Origin of the sequence: Salinisphaera sp. G21_0, from assembly GCF_017744115.1 — a bacterium.
In the GTDB taxonomy this organism is placed as follows: Bacteria; Pseudomonadota; Gammaproteobacteria; order Pseudomonadales; family Endozoicomonadaceae; genus Endozoicomonas.
Genome location: NZ_JAGHQW010000013.1, coordinates 1 through 16,954 on the forward strand (window position 1 = coordinate 1; position 16,954 = coordinate 16,954).

General features: G+C 49.5%; 7 protein-coding genes and 1 pseudogene. 4 read left to right on the forward strand and 4 right to left on the reverse strand.

The features are described 5' to 3' along the window. From J7439_RS07975 to J7439_RS07985, 3 genes are all read left to right on the forward strand, one after another. On the forward strand, positions 1-1,493 hold a 1,493-nt coding region (locus J7439_RS07975; protein ID WP_209201302.1), incomplete at its 5' end, for an RAP domain-containing protein. Between the two features lie 201 nt (positions 1,494-1,694). Next, a complete protein-coding gene (locus tag J7439_RS07980) occupies positions 1,695-4,562 on the forward strand; it encodes a DUF1601 domain-containing protein (protein ID WP_209201303.1) in 2,868 nt (955 codons plus the stop codon). Between the two features lie 200 nt (positions 4,563-4,762). Continuing rightward, complete coding sequence (locus J7439_RS07985; RefSeq protein WP_209201304.1) at positions 4,763-8,185, forward strand: DUF1601 domain-containing protein; 3,423 nt, start codon at positions 4,763-4,765, stop codon at positions 8,183-8,185. A 212-nt stretch (positions 8,186-8,397) separates the two neighbouring features. On the opposite strand, the pseudogene J7439_RS26990 reads toward J7439_RS07985, so the two are convergent. Next, positions 8,398-8,495: pseudogene (locus tag J7439_RS26990) on the reverse strand (IS5/IS1182 family transposase); the annotation flags it as partial. Between the two features lie 247 nt (positions 8,496-8,742). On the opposite strand from J7439_RS26990, the gene ushA reads away from it, so the two are divergent. Then, on the forward strand, positions 8,743-10,341 hold the full coding sequence (gene ushA, locus J7439_RS07990) for a bifunctional UDP-sugar hydrolase/5'-nucleotidase UshA (protein WP_209201305.1): 1,599 nt from the start codon (positions 8,743-8,745) through the stop codon (positions 10,339-10,341). Positions 10,342-10,405: 64 nt separating this feature from the next. On the opposite strand, the gene J7439_RS07995 is transcribed toward ushA, so the two are convergent. From J7439_RS07995 to J7439_RS08005, 3 genes are all read right to left on the reverse strand, one after another. After that, on the reverse strand, positions 10,406-12,955 hold the full coding sequence (locus J7439_RS07995; RefSeq protein ID WP_209201306.1) for a hypothetical protein: 2,550 nt from the start codon (positions 12,953-12,955) through the stop codon (positions 10,406-10,408). Between the two features lie 274 nt (positions 12,956-13,229). Further along, entirely contained in the window at positions 13,230-16,358 is a 3,129-nt protein-coding gene (locus J7439_RS08000) for a hypothetical protein (protein WP_209201307.1), read from the reverse strand. A 31-nt stretch (positions 16,359-16,389) separates the two neighbouring features. Then, entirely contained in the window at positions 16,390-16,743 is a 354-nt protein-coding gene (locus J7439_RS08005) for a hypothetical protein (RefSeq protein WP_209201308.1), read from the reverse strand. Positions 16,744-16,954: the final 211 nt, after the last annotated feature.

Consider the following 16,954-nt stretch of genomic DNA (forward strand, 5'->3'; position numbering starts at 1 on the left):
AGAAAGCTGACTTTAAACCACAGGGTATCGCCAATCTGCTGTGGGCCATGGCGAAACTGGTGGACAATGGCCAGGAGCAAACACCAGAGTTCAACGAGGCCGTGGTCGCGCTGTTGCCCCACGTGAATGCACAGAAAGACCAATTTATTCCTCAGCATATCGTCAACCTGCTGTGGGCCATGGCGAAACTGGTGGACAATGGCCAGGAGCAAACACCAGAGTTCAACGAGGCCGTGGTCGCGCTGTTGCCCCACGTGAATGCACAGAAAGACCAATTTATTCCTCAGCATATCGCCAACCTGCTGTGGGCCATGGCGAAACTGGTGGACAACGGGCAGGAGCAGACTCCAGAACTTAATGAGGCAGTTGTCGCGCTGTTGCACCAGGTGAACACACAGAAAGATCAATTTGATGCCCAAGGTATTGCCAACCTGCTGTGGGCCATGGCGAAACTGTTGGACAACGGGCAGGAGCAGGCACCAGGGATCAAAGCTACCGTGGCTATTCTGTTGCCCCTGGTGAATATACAGAAAGCTAACTTTAAACCACTGGAAATCACCAATCTGCTGTGGGCCATGGCGAAACTGGTGGACAACGGGCAGGAGAAGACACCAGGGCTCCAAGAGGCCGTGGCCGTACTGTTACCCCACGTAATCGCACAGAAAGACCAATTTAATGCCAAAAATATCGCCAATCTGCTGTGGGCCATGGCGAAACTGGGTGAGTTCGTTGAGCTGAACGTAGTTACCTCTACGTTCGAATCACTTGTCTACCGAATCAGTGAAAGCCCTCAGCTCTCCCGGCAAGCGATGTTGATGTCTCTATGGGGAGTGATGGTGTGCTGTGCCAGGTTGACTCTGGACGACAATGGCAATAAAAATAACGTGCTTGAAAAGCAAATGAATGACCTGTTTACACGCATGGAAAATACCTCCCCGGATAATGAGGAGGAACAATCCATCATTGCCATGGCCGCCAGTTGGCTTGGGAGAGCGTGTCCGGTCGTCCCCCATTACCAGACAAACATTTCAAAACCTCAAACCGACTTCCGCGATCAACTCCAATCATGCATTCCATCCTTGAAGATTGAAGAAGAAAAGAGTCTGAACGCATTACCGCCGGTTGACCTGCTACTGCCAGATCACAACATTGTGATTGAAGTTCAGGGATCGTCTCATTATGTGGGCGGTGATTTCAAAACCAGGAATGGTTCCACTCTGCTTAAAATCGCACTGCTGCAAAAAGCAGGATTTGAGGTCATTGAAATTCCGGTTAACATGCTTTTGAGTCAGGATTTAATGAAACCATACATTAATCAAATAAAGACCAGGGTAGACATCCCGCCACAGGGTCATGGCTCTGTATCACATAAAAAAGGGGGGTCAGATGAGGTAAGCGTTACTGCAGATAAAGAATGGCAACCCTCAGATCACTGTTACATAATCACCGAAGAACATTCAGAAGAGCAAATCATTTCCTCCCTTCCATCATGACTCAAGAACCGTTTTCACATGCCAGGAGAGCTTTCAGCTTTTCGACCATACCCACAGGTGATCCAGATTGATCAATGGTTGTCACTGTTTGGTAGATGGGTTTCCCCAATTGCTTGTGTTTATAGACACTTGAGCAAAATGAACTTCTGAACAAAAGAGCAGTCTGCTTTTTATATTCTCATGAATTAATGAAATATAATTATGCATCCAACCTCTGCTGGTGTTGGTGGTCAATACCCAAGACCAGATAATGATGAGAACCAATCGGATAACCGTGCCGCTTCTTCAAGGCGTGGGCGATATCGACAGGGTACAGTCACACATTGGGATAATCCCCCCCGCACAACCCCGAGACGTCATGAATGTCACCATTCTTCTGGCCCATACTCTTCTCAATATCTGCAGCGCCGTTCAGTAAACCAAACTCAAGATTTTAATGCCCTCATCCAACAAGAAAAAATGGATGGTCTGGTGAATAAATCCGATCGTTTCGGTCATCGCTATGATGGGAGGTATCACGGTCAATATGCCAGTTCAATTAAAAAATACACGTCAGCTGCTAAAAGACCGTTAAATCGAACGGAACAAAACCAACTGATACGTTTGCTGCAAAATTTTACCGCAACGAGAAGCTGGAATTGGCGGAGCATGACGACAACACTTCACTCATTGGCTGCAGCGGGCGTGTTTACCCCACATCCACCCATCGATGAGCGTGTCAAGTCTACTCAAGCTAAGGTATTGTCAACGCTACTTGATGCAATAACGTTCAAGTGCAACCAAAAACCTGAAGCCTGGGATATTGATGCCCAGGGAGTCGCCAACTTGCTGTGGGCCGTGGCGAAACTGGTGGACAGGGGGCAAGAGCGGACACCAGAGATTAAAGAGACCGTGGCCGCGCTGTTGCCACACGTGAACGCACAGAAAGCTAGCTTTAAATCACAGGAAATCTCCAACCTATTGTGGGCCATGGCGAAACTGTCGAACAACGGGCAGAAGCAGACACCGGGGCTGAAAAAGACTGTGGCCCTGCTGTTGCCCCATGTGAACGCACACAAAGACCAATTTATTCCTCAGCATATCGCCAACCTGCTGTGGGCCATGGTGAAACTGGTGGACAACGGTCAGGAGCTGACACCAGAATTCAAAGAGACCGTGGCTGCGCTGTTGCCCCACGTGTACGCACAAAAAGACCAATTTATTCCTCAGCATATCGCCAACCTGCTGTGGGCCATGGTGAAACTGTTGGACAACGGGCTGGTACAGACACCAGGCCTCAACAAAGCCTTGGCCGGGCTGTTGTCCCACGTAAACGCACAGAAAAACCAATTTAATGCCCAGGATATCGTCAACCTGCTGTGGGCCATGGCGAAGCTGGCGGACAACGGGCAGGAGCAGACACCGGAGCTCAAAGAGGCCGTGGCCGCGTTGTTGCCCTGCGTGAACGCAGGGAAAAACAAATTTATTCCTCAGGGTATCGCCAACCTGCTGTGGGCCATGGCGAAACTGGTGGACAACGGGCAGAAGCGAACAGCAGAACTCAAACAGGCCGTGGCCGCGCTGTTGCCCCACGTGAACATACAGAAAGACCAATTTATTCCTCAGCAGATCACCAACCTGCTGTGGGCCATGGCGAAACTCGTGGACAATGGCCAGGAGCAAACACCAGAGTTCAACGCGGCTGTGGCCGCGCTGTTGCCCCACGTGAACGCACAGAGAGACCAATTTAATGCCCAGGGTATCGCCAACCTGCTGTGGGCCATGGCGAAACTGGTGGACAATGGGCTGAAGCAGATACCAGGGCTCAACGAGGCCATGGCCGTGCTGTTGCCCCACGTGAGCGTTCAGAAAGACCAATTTACTCCTCAGCAGATCGCCAACCTACTGTGGGCCATGGCGAAACTGGTGGGCAATGGTCTGGAGCAGACACCCGGGCTCAACGAGGCCGTGGCCGTGCTGTTGCCCCGTGTGAGCGTTCAGAAAGACCAATTTATTCCTCAGCAGATCGCCAACCTGCTGTGGGCCATGGCAAAACTGGTGGACAATGGTCTGGAGCAGACACCAGGGCTCAACGAGGCCGTGGCTGTGCTGTTGCCCCATGTGAGCGTAGAGAAAGACCAATTTAATGCCCAGGATATCGCCAACCTGCTGTGGGCCATGGCGAAACTGGTGAACAACGGGCAGGAGCAGACACCGGGGCTTAAACAAGCTGTGTTCGCGCTGTTGCCGCACGTGAACGCGCAGAAAGACCAGTTTCACGCCCAGGGTATCGCCAACCTGCTGTGGGCCATGGGAAGGCTGGGTGAACTCATTGAGCTGGATGTGAGTACATCCACGTTCGAATCGCTTGTCTACAAAATCAGTGAAAACCCACACTTCTCTCAGCAAGATATATTGATGTCTCTCTGGGGAATAATGGTATGCTGTGCCAGGTGGTTTCTGGTTTCCAAGGCCAATAAAAATAACTGGCTTGAAAAGCACATGGACGACCTGTTTACTCTTCTGGAAAATATATCCCTGGACAATGAAGAGGATCAATCCATCATGGCCATGGCCGCAAGCTGGCTTGGGAGAACGTGTCCGGTCGTCCCCCATTACCGGACGATCATTTCAAAACCTCAAACCTTCTTCCGCGATCAACTCCAATCATGCATTCCATCTTTGAAGATTGAAGAAGAAAAGAGTCTGAACTCATTACCTCCCGTTGACCTGCTACTGCCAGATTACAACATGATTATTGAAATTCAGGGTCCTTCTCATTTCGTGATTGATGATTTTAAAACCAGGAATGGTTCGACTCTGCTTAAACTCGCACTGCTGAAAAAATCAGGATTTGAGGTCATTGAAATCCCGGTTTACCAACTTTGGAGCCAGGATTTAATGAAACTATGCATTGATCAAATAAAGACCAGGACAGACATATCACCACAGGGTTATGGCTCTGTATCAGTTAAAGATCACTGTGACTTAACCACCGAAGAACATTTAGAAGATCAAACAAGCAAACCAAAAAGAAAAAAGAAAAGGAAGAGAAGAAAAAAGCCAGTAATCTCCTCCCTTCCATCATGACTCAAGAACCGTTTTCACATGCCAGGAGAGCTTCCAGCTTTTCGACCATACCCACAGGTGATCCAGATTGATCAATGGTTGTCACTGTTTGGTAGATGGGTTTCCCCAATTGCTTGTGTTTATAGACATTTGATCAAAATGAACTTCTGAACAAAAGAGCAGTCTGTTTTTATATTCTCATGAATTAATGAAATATAATTATGTATCCAACCTCTGCTGGTATTGGTGGTCAATACCCAAGACCGGGTAATGATGAGAACCAACCGGATAACCGTGCCGCTTCTTCAAGGCGTGGGCGATATCGACAGGGTACAGTCACACATTGGGATAATCCCCCCCGAACGACCCCGAGACGTCATGAATGTCACCATTCTTCTGGCCCATACTCTTCTCAATATCTGCAGCGCCGTTCAGTAAACCCTGCTCAAGATTTTAATGCCCTCATCAAACAGGAAATAATGGATGACCTGTTGAGAAAATCCGGTCGCTTCGGTCATCGCTATGACGGGAGATATCACGGCCAATATGCCAGTTCAATTAAAAAATACACGACAGCTGCTAAAAGACCGTTAAATCGAGCGGAACAAGGCCAGCTGATACGTCTGCTGCAAAATTTTACTGCAACACGGCATTGGAATTGGCGAAGCCTGACGACAACACTTCATTCATTGACTTCAGCGGGTGTTTTTACCCCTCATAAACCCATGGATGAGCGTGTGAAGCTGACTCAAGCTGCCTTATTGTCAACGCTACTTGATGCAATAATATTTAACTGCAACCAAAAACCTCAAGCCAGAGATATTGATACCCGGGGAATCGCCAACCTGCTGTGGGCCATGGCGAAACTGGTGGACAACGGGCAGGAGCAGACACCAGAGTTCAACGAGGCCGTAGCCGCCCTATTGTCCCACCTGAACGAAAAGAAAGACCAATTTAATACCCAGGATATCGCCAACTTGCTGTGGGCCATAGCGAAACTGGTGGACAACGGGCAGGAGCAGACAACAGGCCTCAAAGCGACAGCCGTCGCGCTGTTGCCCCACGTGAACGCACAGAAAGACCAATTTATTCCTCAGCATATCGCCAACCTGCTGTGGGCTATGGCGAAACTGGTGAACAATGGGCAGGAGCGGACACCAGAGTTCAACGAGGCTCTGGCAGCGCTGTGGCCCCACGTGAACCTGCAGAAAAACCAATTTAATGCCCAGAATATCACCAACCTGCTGTGGGCCATGGCCAAACTGGTGGACAACGGACAGGAGTGGACACCAGGGCTCAACGAGGCGGTAGCCGCGCTGTTACCCCTCGTGCAGGTAAAGAAAAACCAATTTAATGCCCAGGGTACCGTCAACCTGCTGTGGGCCATGGCCAAACTGGTGGACAACGGGCAGGAGCAGACACCAGAGTTCAACGAGGCTGTGGCCGTGCTGTTGCACCGGGTGAAAGCGCAGAAGGACCAATTTAAGGCCCGGGCTATCGTCAACCTCCTCTGGGCCATGGCGAAACTGGTGGAAAACGGGCAGAAGCGGACACCGGGGTTCAAAGAGACCATGGCCGCACTGTTGCCCCACGTGAACGCACAGAAAGCTGACTTTAAACCACAGGAAATCGCCAACCTGCTGTGGGCCATGGCGAAACTGGTGGACAATGGGCAAGAGCGGACACCAAGACTCAACGAGGCCGTGGCTGCGCTGTTACCCCGGGTGAACGCACAGAAAGCTGACTTTAGACCACAGGGTATCGTCAACCTGCTGTGGGCCATGGCTAAACTGGTGGACTACGGGCAGGAGCGGACATCAAGACTCAACGAGGCCGTGGCTGCGCTGTTGCCCCACGTGAACGCACAGAAAGCTGACTTTAAACCACAGGGTATCGCCAATCTGCTGTGGGCCATGGCGAAACTGGTGGACAATGGCCAGGAGCAAACACCAGAGTTCAAAGAGGCCGTAGTCGCGCTGTTGCCCCACGTGAACACACAGAAAAACCGGGTTAATGCTCAGGATATCGCCAACCTGCTGTGGGCCATGGCGAAACTGGTGAACAACGGACTGGAGCTAACACCGGGGCTCAAAGAGGCCGTGGCCGCGCTGTTGCCCCACGTGGAAACACAGAAAGACCAATTTATTCCCCAGCATATCGTCAATCTGCTGTGGTCCATGGCGAAACTGGTGGACAGCGGGCAGGAGCGGACACCAGAACTCAACAAAGCTGCGACCGTTCTGTTGCCCCTGGTGAATATACAGAAAGCCAGCTTTAAACTGCAGGAAATCGCCAACCTGCTGTGGGCCATGGCGAAACTGGCGGACAACGAACAGGAACAGCCACCAGAGATCATAGAGACTGTGACCGCCCTGTTACCCCACGTGACACAGAAGGCTAACTTTAATCCAAAGGAAATCGCCAACCTGCTGTGGGCCATGGCGAAACTGGTGGACAATGGGCAGGACCGGATACCAGGGCTCAACGAGGCCGTGGCCGCGCTGTTGCCCCATGTGAACGGACAGAAAGCTAACTTTAAACCACAGGGAATTTCCAACCTGCTGTGGGCCATGGCAAAACTGGTGGACAACGGGCAGGAGCAGACTCCAAAACTTAATGAGGCAGTTGTCGCGCTGTTGCACCAGGTGAACACACAGAAAGATCAATTTGCTGCCCAGGCTATCGCCAACCTGCTATGGGCCATGGCGAAACTGTTGGACAACGGGCAGGGGCAGGCACCAGGGATCAAAGCTACCGTGGCTATTCTGTTGCCCATGGTGAATATACAGAAAGCTAACTTTAAACCACTGGAAATCACCAGTCTGCTGTGGGCCATGGCGAAACTGGTGGACAACGGGCAGGAGAAGACACCAGAGCTCCAAGAGGCCGTGGCCGTACTGTTACCCCACGTAATCGCACAGAAAGACCAATTTCATGCCAAAGGTATCGCCAACCTGCTGTGGGCCATGGCGAAACTGGGTGAGTTCGTTGAGCTGAACGCAGTTACCTCTACGTTCGAATCACTTGTCTACCGAATCAGTGAAAACCCTCAGCTCTCCCGGCAAACGATATTGATGTCTCTATGGGGAGTGATGGTTTGCTGTGCCAGGTTGACTCTGGACGGCAATGGCAATAAAAATAACGTGCTTGAAAAGCAAATGAATGTCCTGTTTACACGCATGGAAAATACCTCCCCGGATAATCAGGAGGAACATTCCATCATTGCCATGGCCGCCAGTTGGCTTGGGAGAGCCTGTCCGGTCGTCCCCCACTACCAGACAACCATTTCAACACCTCAAACCGACTTCCGCGATCAACTCCAATCATGCATTCCATCCTTGAAGATTGAAGAAGAAAAGAGTCTGCATGCATTACCGCCGGTTGACCTGCTACTGCCAGATCACAACATGGTGATTGAAGTTCAGGGATCGTCTCATTATGTGGGCGGTGATTTCAAAACCAGAAATGGTTCCACTCTGCTTAAAATCGCACTGCTGCAAAAATCAGGATTTGAGGTCATTGAAATCCCGGTTAACCAGCTTGGGAGCCAGGATTCAATGAAACCATGTATTGATCAAATAAAAGCCAGGGTAAACATCCCGCCACAGGGTCAAGGCTCTATATCACTTAGCGGCTGTTCTTAGGGTAGACATTAAGCGCCTACTCCTCTGCAAGTTAAAGATGGAACCACGAAGGACACGAAGAGCACGAAGGAAAAGAATAGCTCTTCTTTGTGCTCTTCGTGTCCTTCGTGGTTCCATCCGAAACCCCAATAAAAATGAAGGGATAAGCTTAATGTCCAACCTAAGAGCGGTGTTTTAAAACCACTTAAGCCTTCTCAGCATTATGCGAATGCTATATGGCGTTTTCTGCCTTTTATTTTCTTTCCACCATCATAGCCTCGATCCCCCCTTTTACCGATGTTTTCACGGATTGGGAGTCAATGCTTGCTGCTGTTGGTTGTGGCTCTTTCCCGCCTGAATTCGTACCTGATCACGAAGCGCATCATGTACCTTCTTCCATGTGCCATCTTTTTTCCAGATCCGGAAATAGGTGTAACTTTTACACCAGCCTCTAATATCTCTGACGATTTGAGCTACAGCTGTTAAGCAGTTAACCTCTCTTGATATAACGAGATTTATGCAACTCACTCATACAAATAAAACAATTTTTTCTTTTTATTCTTTAGGACATCATTTAAATGGCATTTAAATTATCAAAACCAGCTCCCCTGACCGTCGCTGCTATTGCTGTTATGGTTAGCGCATACTCCCTTATTCCGGAAAAACAAACGGGCACCGCCTTCGACCCGGATAAAACTTACCAGTTCACGGTACTGCACACTAATGACCATCATGGTCGGTTCTGGCATGACAGGCAAGATCAGTTCGGGATGGCAGCCCGCATGACTTTGATTGAGGAGATTCGCAAAGAAGTATCTGAAGAAGGTGGACATGTGCTGCTACTGTCCGGGGGCGACATTAATACAGGTGTACCCGAGTCAGACCTGCAGGACGCTGTCCCTGACTTCAAAGGCATGAATATGCTTGGGTACGATGCAATGGCTGTTGGCAACCATGAATTTGATAACCCGCGAGATATATTGACGATGCAGGAAGAACTGGCAGAGTTTCCATTCCTGTCAGCCAATATTGTCGATCAGGAAAGTGGGGAGCCATTGTTTGCGCCTTACACCATGTTCAATCTTGATGGTCTTCGTGTCGCGGTTATGGGTTTAACCACAGACGATACCCCTAAAACGTCTAATCCTGAGAATGTGCAAGGTCTGACATTTGCAAGCCCGATTGAGGTAGCGCGTGAATTACTGCCCAAACTGGAAGAGAAGGCCGATGTGATCATTGCTTCAACGCACATGGGTCACTACCCCAATGGCAATCATGGTGTTAAGGCTCCCGGTGATGTAACGCTTGCTCGAACCGTAAACGGCATCGACCTGATTGTTGGCGGTCACTCCCAGGATCCATTGTTTGAGCCTGATCTGCAAAATGACACCTGGATCGTACAGGCCCATGAGTGGGGCAAATACGTTGGGCGCGCAGACTTCGTTTATCAACAGGGGGATCTCGAACTTATTGATTACCAGCTGATCCCTGTTAACCACAAGGGAAGTGAAACCAGAATTCCTTATCATGAAGCAATGATGAGGCTTCTTTCTCCTTATCAGGAGGCCGGAGCAAAACTGGTTGATGTTAAAATTGGCAGTGTCGACCAACGCTTAATGGGCGAACGTAATGAAGTGCGGTTCCAGCCAACCAATCTGGGCACGTTACTGACCCGGGCTTTTATGGACAAAACCGGTGCTGACTTTTCGGTAACCAATGGAGGCGGGATTCGTGCCAGCATCAATGCCGGGGAGATTACTTATAAAGATGCTCTGATCGTATTTCCATTCGGCTACACACTGACTACTGTTGATATGTCTGGTCAGCAAGTTCTCGATTACCTGGAGGTTGTTGGTCAAATGCCCGCTAATAGCGGTGCATTTGCTCACTTCTCTGGTGTTGAGATGGTGATCACCGCATCGGGAATTGAACATGTTCGTATTGGCGGGAAACCACTGGATAGGAATAAAACTTATAAGATGGCAACTCTGAGTTTCTCTGCAAGGGGAGGTGATAAGTATCCTGATGTGAGTTCCTATCCGGGCTTTGTAGATACTGGCTTTCTGGACGCAGAAGTGATTCGTGAGTACATCGAAAAAAACTCACCCATTAACGTTGCCGATTATGAACCAAAAGGTGTCGAGCGACAGACATTGATATCATACGGCAGCGATTAAGGCGACGCTGCTGACGTCTAAATGAAAGTGAATGCGGTGAAAAAGGACTAGCGCACACTTGCACTTATTCAGGATGTATCATCGCAAGCAGCGCTTTGACAAAATCCTTCCTCTTGATCTCGTAATCATTAACATGGTGAGTTGTCGTTAGCCAGTCGTTAACTCTTTGCTCAAAAGCATCAAGGCAAACATGGCTATGCAATTTGGCTTGAAGATTCGCACTAAGCACATGAAGGCGATGTTGCTCTTGTTGAAGCTGGCCGGCCAGGCAGTTAGAACTCCCGGGGTTTTGTTCAGAGTGCAGAGCGATAAACTGTCTGGCTTTATTCAGGGTAAGCAGAGCGCGCATAAGCAGGCCATAGATACGCTCATCAGGGCTTTTCGGAAAATTAAAAAGAATGGTTCGCGGCAGGTCAAATACCGCCCCTTGTTGCAATTGCCCTGTCAGCGCATCAAGGTTCTCAGCGAGGTGTTCCAGCGTATCGTTCAGTAGCCTGGTTTCTTCAGCAAACGACAAATACCATACCGGCCTCTCAACACCGGGAATGTGAACGGCCAATCGTTCTGCATTGTCATGGATGACTCTGTCATCAACACTGACCTGAACCCCCATTGCCCTGGTACCCAAATCACCGTATTCAAGCTCAATATTATAAGCGTTTGGTAGTTTAATTGCCGGACATCCCGGTATTAGCCTGATGGTGATGTTTTTGGGGATTTCAAAGTCCCTGTCGGTATTCAGTGACTGCAGCGTATCAAAGAGTGCTTTGGCAGACGCTTCTGTCGTGCAGATAATGTCAATGTCATTAAATACTGGGCAGAGGTTCTGTAAAAAACGGGAGTATGAACCGGTAATCAGAATGGCTGGATCGTTACTGGCACCATTGATTTCCTGAATAATCTCCAGGGTTTGCAGCGTTAGCGCATTTAACTGCGGAATCTGATGGTTCGGAGCCCCCGGCCCGCCTGTTGCTGTCCATTCTTTTGGCAAGTGCTTCCGGGTTTGAACTGCACCAGCGGCAATAGCAACAGAAGCCTCCTTTTGTACGACAGAATCTTTATATCCGTCAGAATTATCACTACCCGAGGTAACGGCACTTACCCGTTTAACCAGTAAAGAATCCGTTATATTGGCTGCGAGGCTGCATTGTTCAAACCAGCAGCCTAACGCATTGCGCAGCCTGCTTCCCTCGGGAAAACTCTGAAGGCATTCCTGAACCAGCTCCCTACGGATTTGCCGTCCATTAACAGGCTGTCTCGCGATATGGCACTGTGCCAGAAAGAAGAAATACAGGCGTGAATTCTGATATGAGCATCTCAGTGTTGAAATTGATTGCAGTACCTGTTCTGCGGTTATTCTCAGATGATCAATGGTCAATTCATACTGCATCGCCATGAATTGCAATATACATTGCAGTCGGAGTTGCTCATCGTCCTGGACCGATACGTTGCTTAAGATTTGCCAGGCCTTTTGAAGTACATCCTGAGCTTCATTGGCGTCATCGTACCGCTGAGGAGGTTTCAGGCTTTGCATCAAATACCTGGCTTGCCTTGAAGAATGATCCCCGGGAACGTCATTAAATGCTTCTAATACTTTCTGATCATCCAGACAGGCTCTATCCAATACTTTTGTATTCAATGCCAGCTGAGCATAAAAAATAGCTCTCTCGAGCAACCAGCCACCACGCTCATAATCCTTGACTACTGCCGCCGGTGTGACCTGCTGGCCATTCAATAACAGCCCCCTCAGGCAACATTCCGCCTGGAAACGTGCTATGCCCAGTCTACCTTCCGGGCTATCAGGAAAATCCCTGACCACAGAATCCGGTGTAACCAGCTGACCATTCAACACCAGACCCCACAGGCAACATTGTTCCTTAAAACGTGCCAGCTCCAGTGGTGCGTTGGCTATCTGGTAGCCCTCAACCACTTCATCCACTGTGACCTGCCGACCATTCAATGTCAGCCCCCTGAGGCAACACTCCGCTTTGAAGCGTGCCTCCTCCAGTGTTGCTTTGATTGCCTGATAATTCTTAACCACAGCATCCGGTGTCACCTGCTGGCCATTCAACAACAGCCCCTTCAGGCAGCATTGTTCCTGAAAACGCGCTAGCGACAGTGTCGCCTTTAATGCCTGATAGCCCCTAACCACCGCATCCGGTGTGAACTGCCGACCATTCAACAACAGTCCCCTCAGGCAACATTGTTCCTGAAAGCGCACCAACTCCAGTTTTGCGTTGGCTGCCTGATAATCCTTAACCACCGCATTCGGTGAAATCTGCCGACCATTCAACATCAGGCCCTTCAGGCAGCATTGTTCCTTAAAACGCGCTATCCCCAGTTTGCCTTCCGGGCTACCCGGGAAATCCTTAACCACTTCACCCGGTGTAACCTGATAGCCATATAACGGCAGACACTTCAGGCAACATTCGGCCTTGAAGCGTGCTATTGCTAATTTGTACTTATTCTTTCGGTCCGGCTGCCGGTTGAATGCCTGAATGACCTGATCCGGGGTAACTTTTCTATTGCTATGTAAAATGTTCTGTAAACAGAGCTTTTGCAGGAAGAACCCGCTTCTGAGAGACGTTTTCTCATTTCCATAGGTAGCAAGCACTACAGCCGTGGTTATCTGACGCCCTTCTAATGTTTTTTTTTGCCAAAAGGCATCCTCAGTACATTTGCCAATATCTGAGGGGGTGGCTGTGGCTCTATAAGACGGATGACTTGCAACGCTTTTGCGGTTACAGGTGCTTTTTGAACAATCAGGAACCCCGCCTGAACCGGCTTGTTGACCAAACCGACCAGCAGAATGTGGAGATGAGTAGGTTGATGCTGTTGCTTTCAGAATAAAACCCGGCGCACTTTAACCATAAATACCACTGTCAGACCTAAAAATAATGGTTAGGTTCCAGTATGGAGTGTTCGGGGGAGGAGCAGCCGGTGGTCACATTTATCTGATCATATTCAGGGTTCATCATCGCCAGCAGCGCTTTGATAAAGCCCTTCCTCTTGATCTGGTAATCATTATGCATGGTCGATAGACAGCCATTTACCCGGTGCTCAAAATCATGACGGCAAACATGGCCATTCAATTTCGTTTGAAGCTTCGCAGTCAGTGTATGCAGGCGTTGTTGTTGTTCTTGCAGTTGTTCTTGCAGCTGGTCAGTCCGAAAGTCTGATCTTCCGGTTTGCTGCTCAGAGTAAAGAGCGATAAATTGCCTGGCTTTATTCAGAGTAAGCAGGGAGCGCATCAGCAAGCCATAAATGCGTTCCCCGGTGTTCATAGGGTTGTTAAAAAGAAGCGTTCGGGGTAAGTCAAATACCGCCCCTTGTTGCAATTGCTCTGTCAACGGGTCGAGGTTCTCAGCGAGGTGTTCTAGCGTATCGTTCATAAGCCTGGTTTCTTCAGCAAACGACAAATACCATACCGGCCTCTCAACGCCGGGAACGCGAACGGCAGATCGCTCTGCATTCTCATGGATGACTCTGTCATCAACACTGACCTGAAACTCCATTGCTTTCACACCCAAATCATCGTCTGTAAGATGAATATTGTAGGCTTTTGGCAGTTTAATCGCCTGACATCCCGGGATTGATGAGATGATGATGTTTGTTGGAATTTCTGAATCCCTGTCGGTTTTCAGTGCCTGCAGCTTGTCAAAAAGCGCTCTGGCGACCCCTTCTGTCGTGCAGATAATATCAATATCATTAAATACCGGGCAGAGGTTCTGTAAAAAACGTGAGTATGAACCGGTAATCAGAATGGTTGGAGCGGTATTGGCACTATTGATTTCCTGAATAACCTCCAGTGTTTTCAGCGTTAGCGCATTTAACTGTGGAACTCCCCGGACACTCGTTGCGCCTGTTCGTGGCCATTGTTTCAGGGGTTGATACCCACTGACGATCATTGCCCAGGTAACAGACACAGGTTCTGTTTCATCCCGGTATTCCCTGGCCTGATAAGGGAATAGTTCCTCCCTGTCAGGATTGGCAACGGATACCTCTACCGATGTTGCTCTTCGGCCAGAGTTCTCTGTATCGGGTATCACCTCGGAAAGGAAATCCGATTTGAACAGCAACTCATCCATGATATTGGATGCCGGGCTGCATTGTTCAAACCAGCAGCTTAAAGCGTGGCGGAGCTTGCTGGCTTCAGGAAAACTCTGAAGACACGCCATAACCTGATCTTTATGGATCTGTCGTCTATTAACAGACTGGCTGTTGATATAGCAGTATGCCAGGAAAAAGAAATGAAGGCGTGAATTCTGAAATGAACGCCTCAGTATTTTGATGGAATGCAATACCTGCTCTGCGGACACCCGCTTATGATCAATTAGCAACTCATGATGCATAGCCATGAATTTCAATATGCATTGCAGCCGGTGTTGTTCATCACCTTTGATCGATACGTTGTTCAAGATTCGCCAGGCCGCTTGCAGAAAATCCTGAACTTCTTTGGTTTCATCGTACTGCCAGGATTGTCTCAGCCTTTGAATCAGATACCTGACCTGCTTTGAAGAATGATCCCCCGGAGCTTGATGAAACGCGGCCAATACTTCCTTGTTATCCAGATACCGGCCATTCAATGCCCTGGCACTCAATGCCAGCTGAGCATAAAAAATTGCACTTTCAAGCAGCCATCCACCCCGCGCATAATCCTTAACCACCACATCCGGTGCCACCTGCCGGCCATTCAACGTCAGGCCCCTCAGGCAACATTCTGCTTTAAAGCGCGCCAGCTCCCGTGTTGCCCTGAGTGCCTGAAAGTCCCTGACCACTGCCTCTGGTGTCACCTGTCGGCCATTCAATGGGAGCCCTCTCAGACAACATTCCGCCTTTAAGCGTGCCTGCTCCAGTGTTGCGTTGGCTGCCTGATAATCCCTGACCACCATATCCGGTGTTACCTGCTGGCCATTCAACATCAGCCCATTCAGACAACATTGCTCTTTAAAGCGCGCCAGTGCCAGTGCCGCTTTGGCTGCCTTAAAATCCCTGACCACCTCATCCGGTGTCACCTGCTGGCCGTTCAGTGGCACACCTCTCAGGCAACATTCCGCTTTAAAGCGCGCCAGCCCCAGTATTGATTTGGCTGCCTGAAAATCCTTAACGACGGCCTCCGGTGTCACCTGCCGGTCATTCAACGTCAGCCCCATCAGGCAACATTGCTGCTTAAAGCGTGCCAGCTCCAGTTTTGCGTTGGCTGCCTGAAAATCCTTAACCACCGCCTCCGCTGTGACCAGTTGGCCATTCAATTTCACTCCCTTCAGGCAACAATGTTCCTTAAAACGCCCCAGCGCACTTGTTGCCCCGACTGCCTGAAAATCCTTAACCACCGCCTCCGTTGTGACTTGCTGGCCATTCAACATCACCTTCTTCAGGTAACAGTGTTCCTTAAAGTGCGCCAGGGCCAGTCTGCCCTTCGGGCTATCCGGGAAATCCTTAACCACGACATCCGGTGTGAACTGCCGGTCATTCAACGCCAGGCCACTCAGGCAACATTTTTCCTTGAAGTGCGCCAGTGCCATTCTGCCCTCCGGGCTATCCGGGAAATCCTTAACCACTGCCTCCGGTGTGAGCCGTTGGTCGTTCATTGGCAGCCCCTTCAGGCAACATTCCGCTTTGAAGCACGCTATCGCTAATTCGCTCTTATTCCGATCTGGTTTCAGGTTAAACGCCCGGACAACCTGATCCGGGGTGATGTTTCTATTGTTATGGAGAATGTTCCTTAAGCAGAGTTTTTGCAGGAAGAAACCGCTTCTAAGAGACGTTCTATCATTGCCGTAAGCTGTAATCACACAAGCCGTGGTGATTTGACGCCCTTGCAACATTTTTTGTTGCCAAAAAGCATCTTCAATACGTCTGCTATCGTCCAGATTCTTGGCTGTACCACCAGAGGACTGATGGCAAGAGACTCTTTTACCATTAAATAGACTTATGTAGTGGTTAGACGTCCCACTTGAACCGGCTTGCTGTTCGACCCGGCCATCAGGCTTTGGACGGGTATAGGTTGATGCCATTGTTTTCAGAATAAAACCCTGCGCAGTTGAACTATAAACACCGCTGTTTGACCTCAAAACGGTTATTAGGTTCACTCGCTTGTGATTCGTGGGCTTTGCTTTGCCCCCATTCGCCATTGCGGGGCGACCAGTAACCCGAAATCACATAATAAAGGCACGGCAATAACAGCGTAAAAACGACACCCGCCAGCAAATCCATATTGGCCAGGCCAAACAGAAGATAGTTAATATCGTTATAGTCAAACTGGATGATCTGGTATCCAGCAAACAGGGCCAGAGCACAGAACCCAAGGTCTACCAATCGGCCAGTCACCATTATCGGGCTGCCTTCTTGTTTATTCCCGGCGTTTTTAATGAGTGGATAATGCAGAAAAATCAGTACCATCAGCCAAGTCAGGTGAGCTGGCCTGAAGTACGCTGCATAAATGGTTGAGGTCACGCCCTGCCAGATCTGGAACACTGACAGCAGCACAGCAAGGGCTAACAACAAATCTTAGGGTAGACATTAAGCGTCTACTCCCCTCTTCGGGAAGTTAAAGATGGAACCACGAAGGACACGAAGAGCACAAAGAAGAGATTTTCTTTTCCTTCGTGCT

Bases quoted from the DNA above. Each gene is read 5' to 3' on its own strand.
- J7439_RS07980 (WP_209201303.1), top strand. From the start codon at position 1,695: ATGCATCCAACCTCTGCTGGTGTTGGTGGTCAATACCCAAGACCAGAT.
- J7439_RS07985 (WP_209201304.1), top strand. From the start codon at position 4,763: ATGTATCCAACCTCTGCTGGTATTGGTGGTCAATACCCAAGACCGGGT.
- ushA (WP_209201305.1), top strand. From the start codon at position 8,743: ATGGCATTTAAATTATCAAAACCAGCTCCCCTGACCGTCGCTGCTATT.
- J7439_RS08000 (WP_209201307.1), bottom strand. From the start codon at position 16,358: ATGGCATCAACCTATACCCGTCCAAAGCCTGATGGCCGGGTCGAACAG.
- J7439_RS08005 (WP_209201308.1), bottom strand. From the start codon at position 16,743: ATGGTACTGATTTTTCTGCATTATCCACTCATTAAAAACGCCGGGAAT.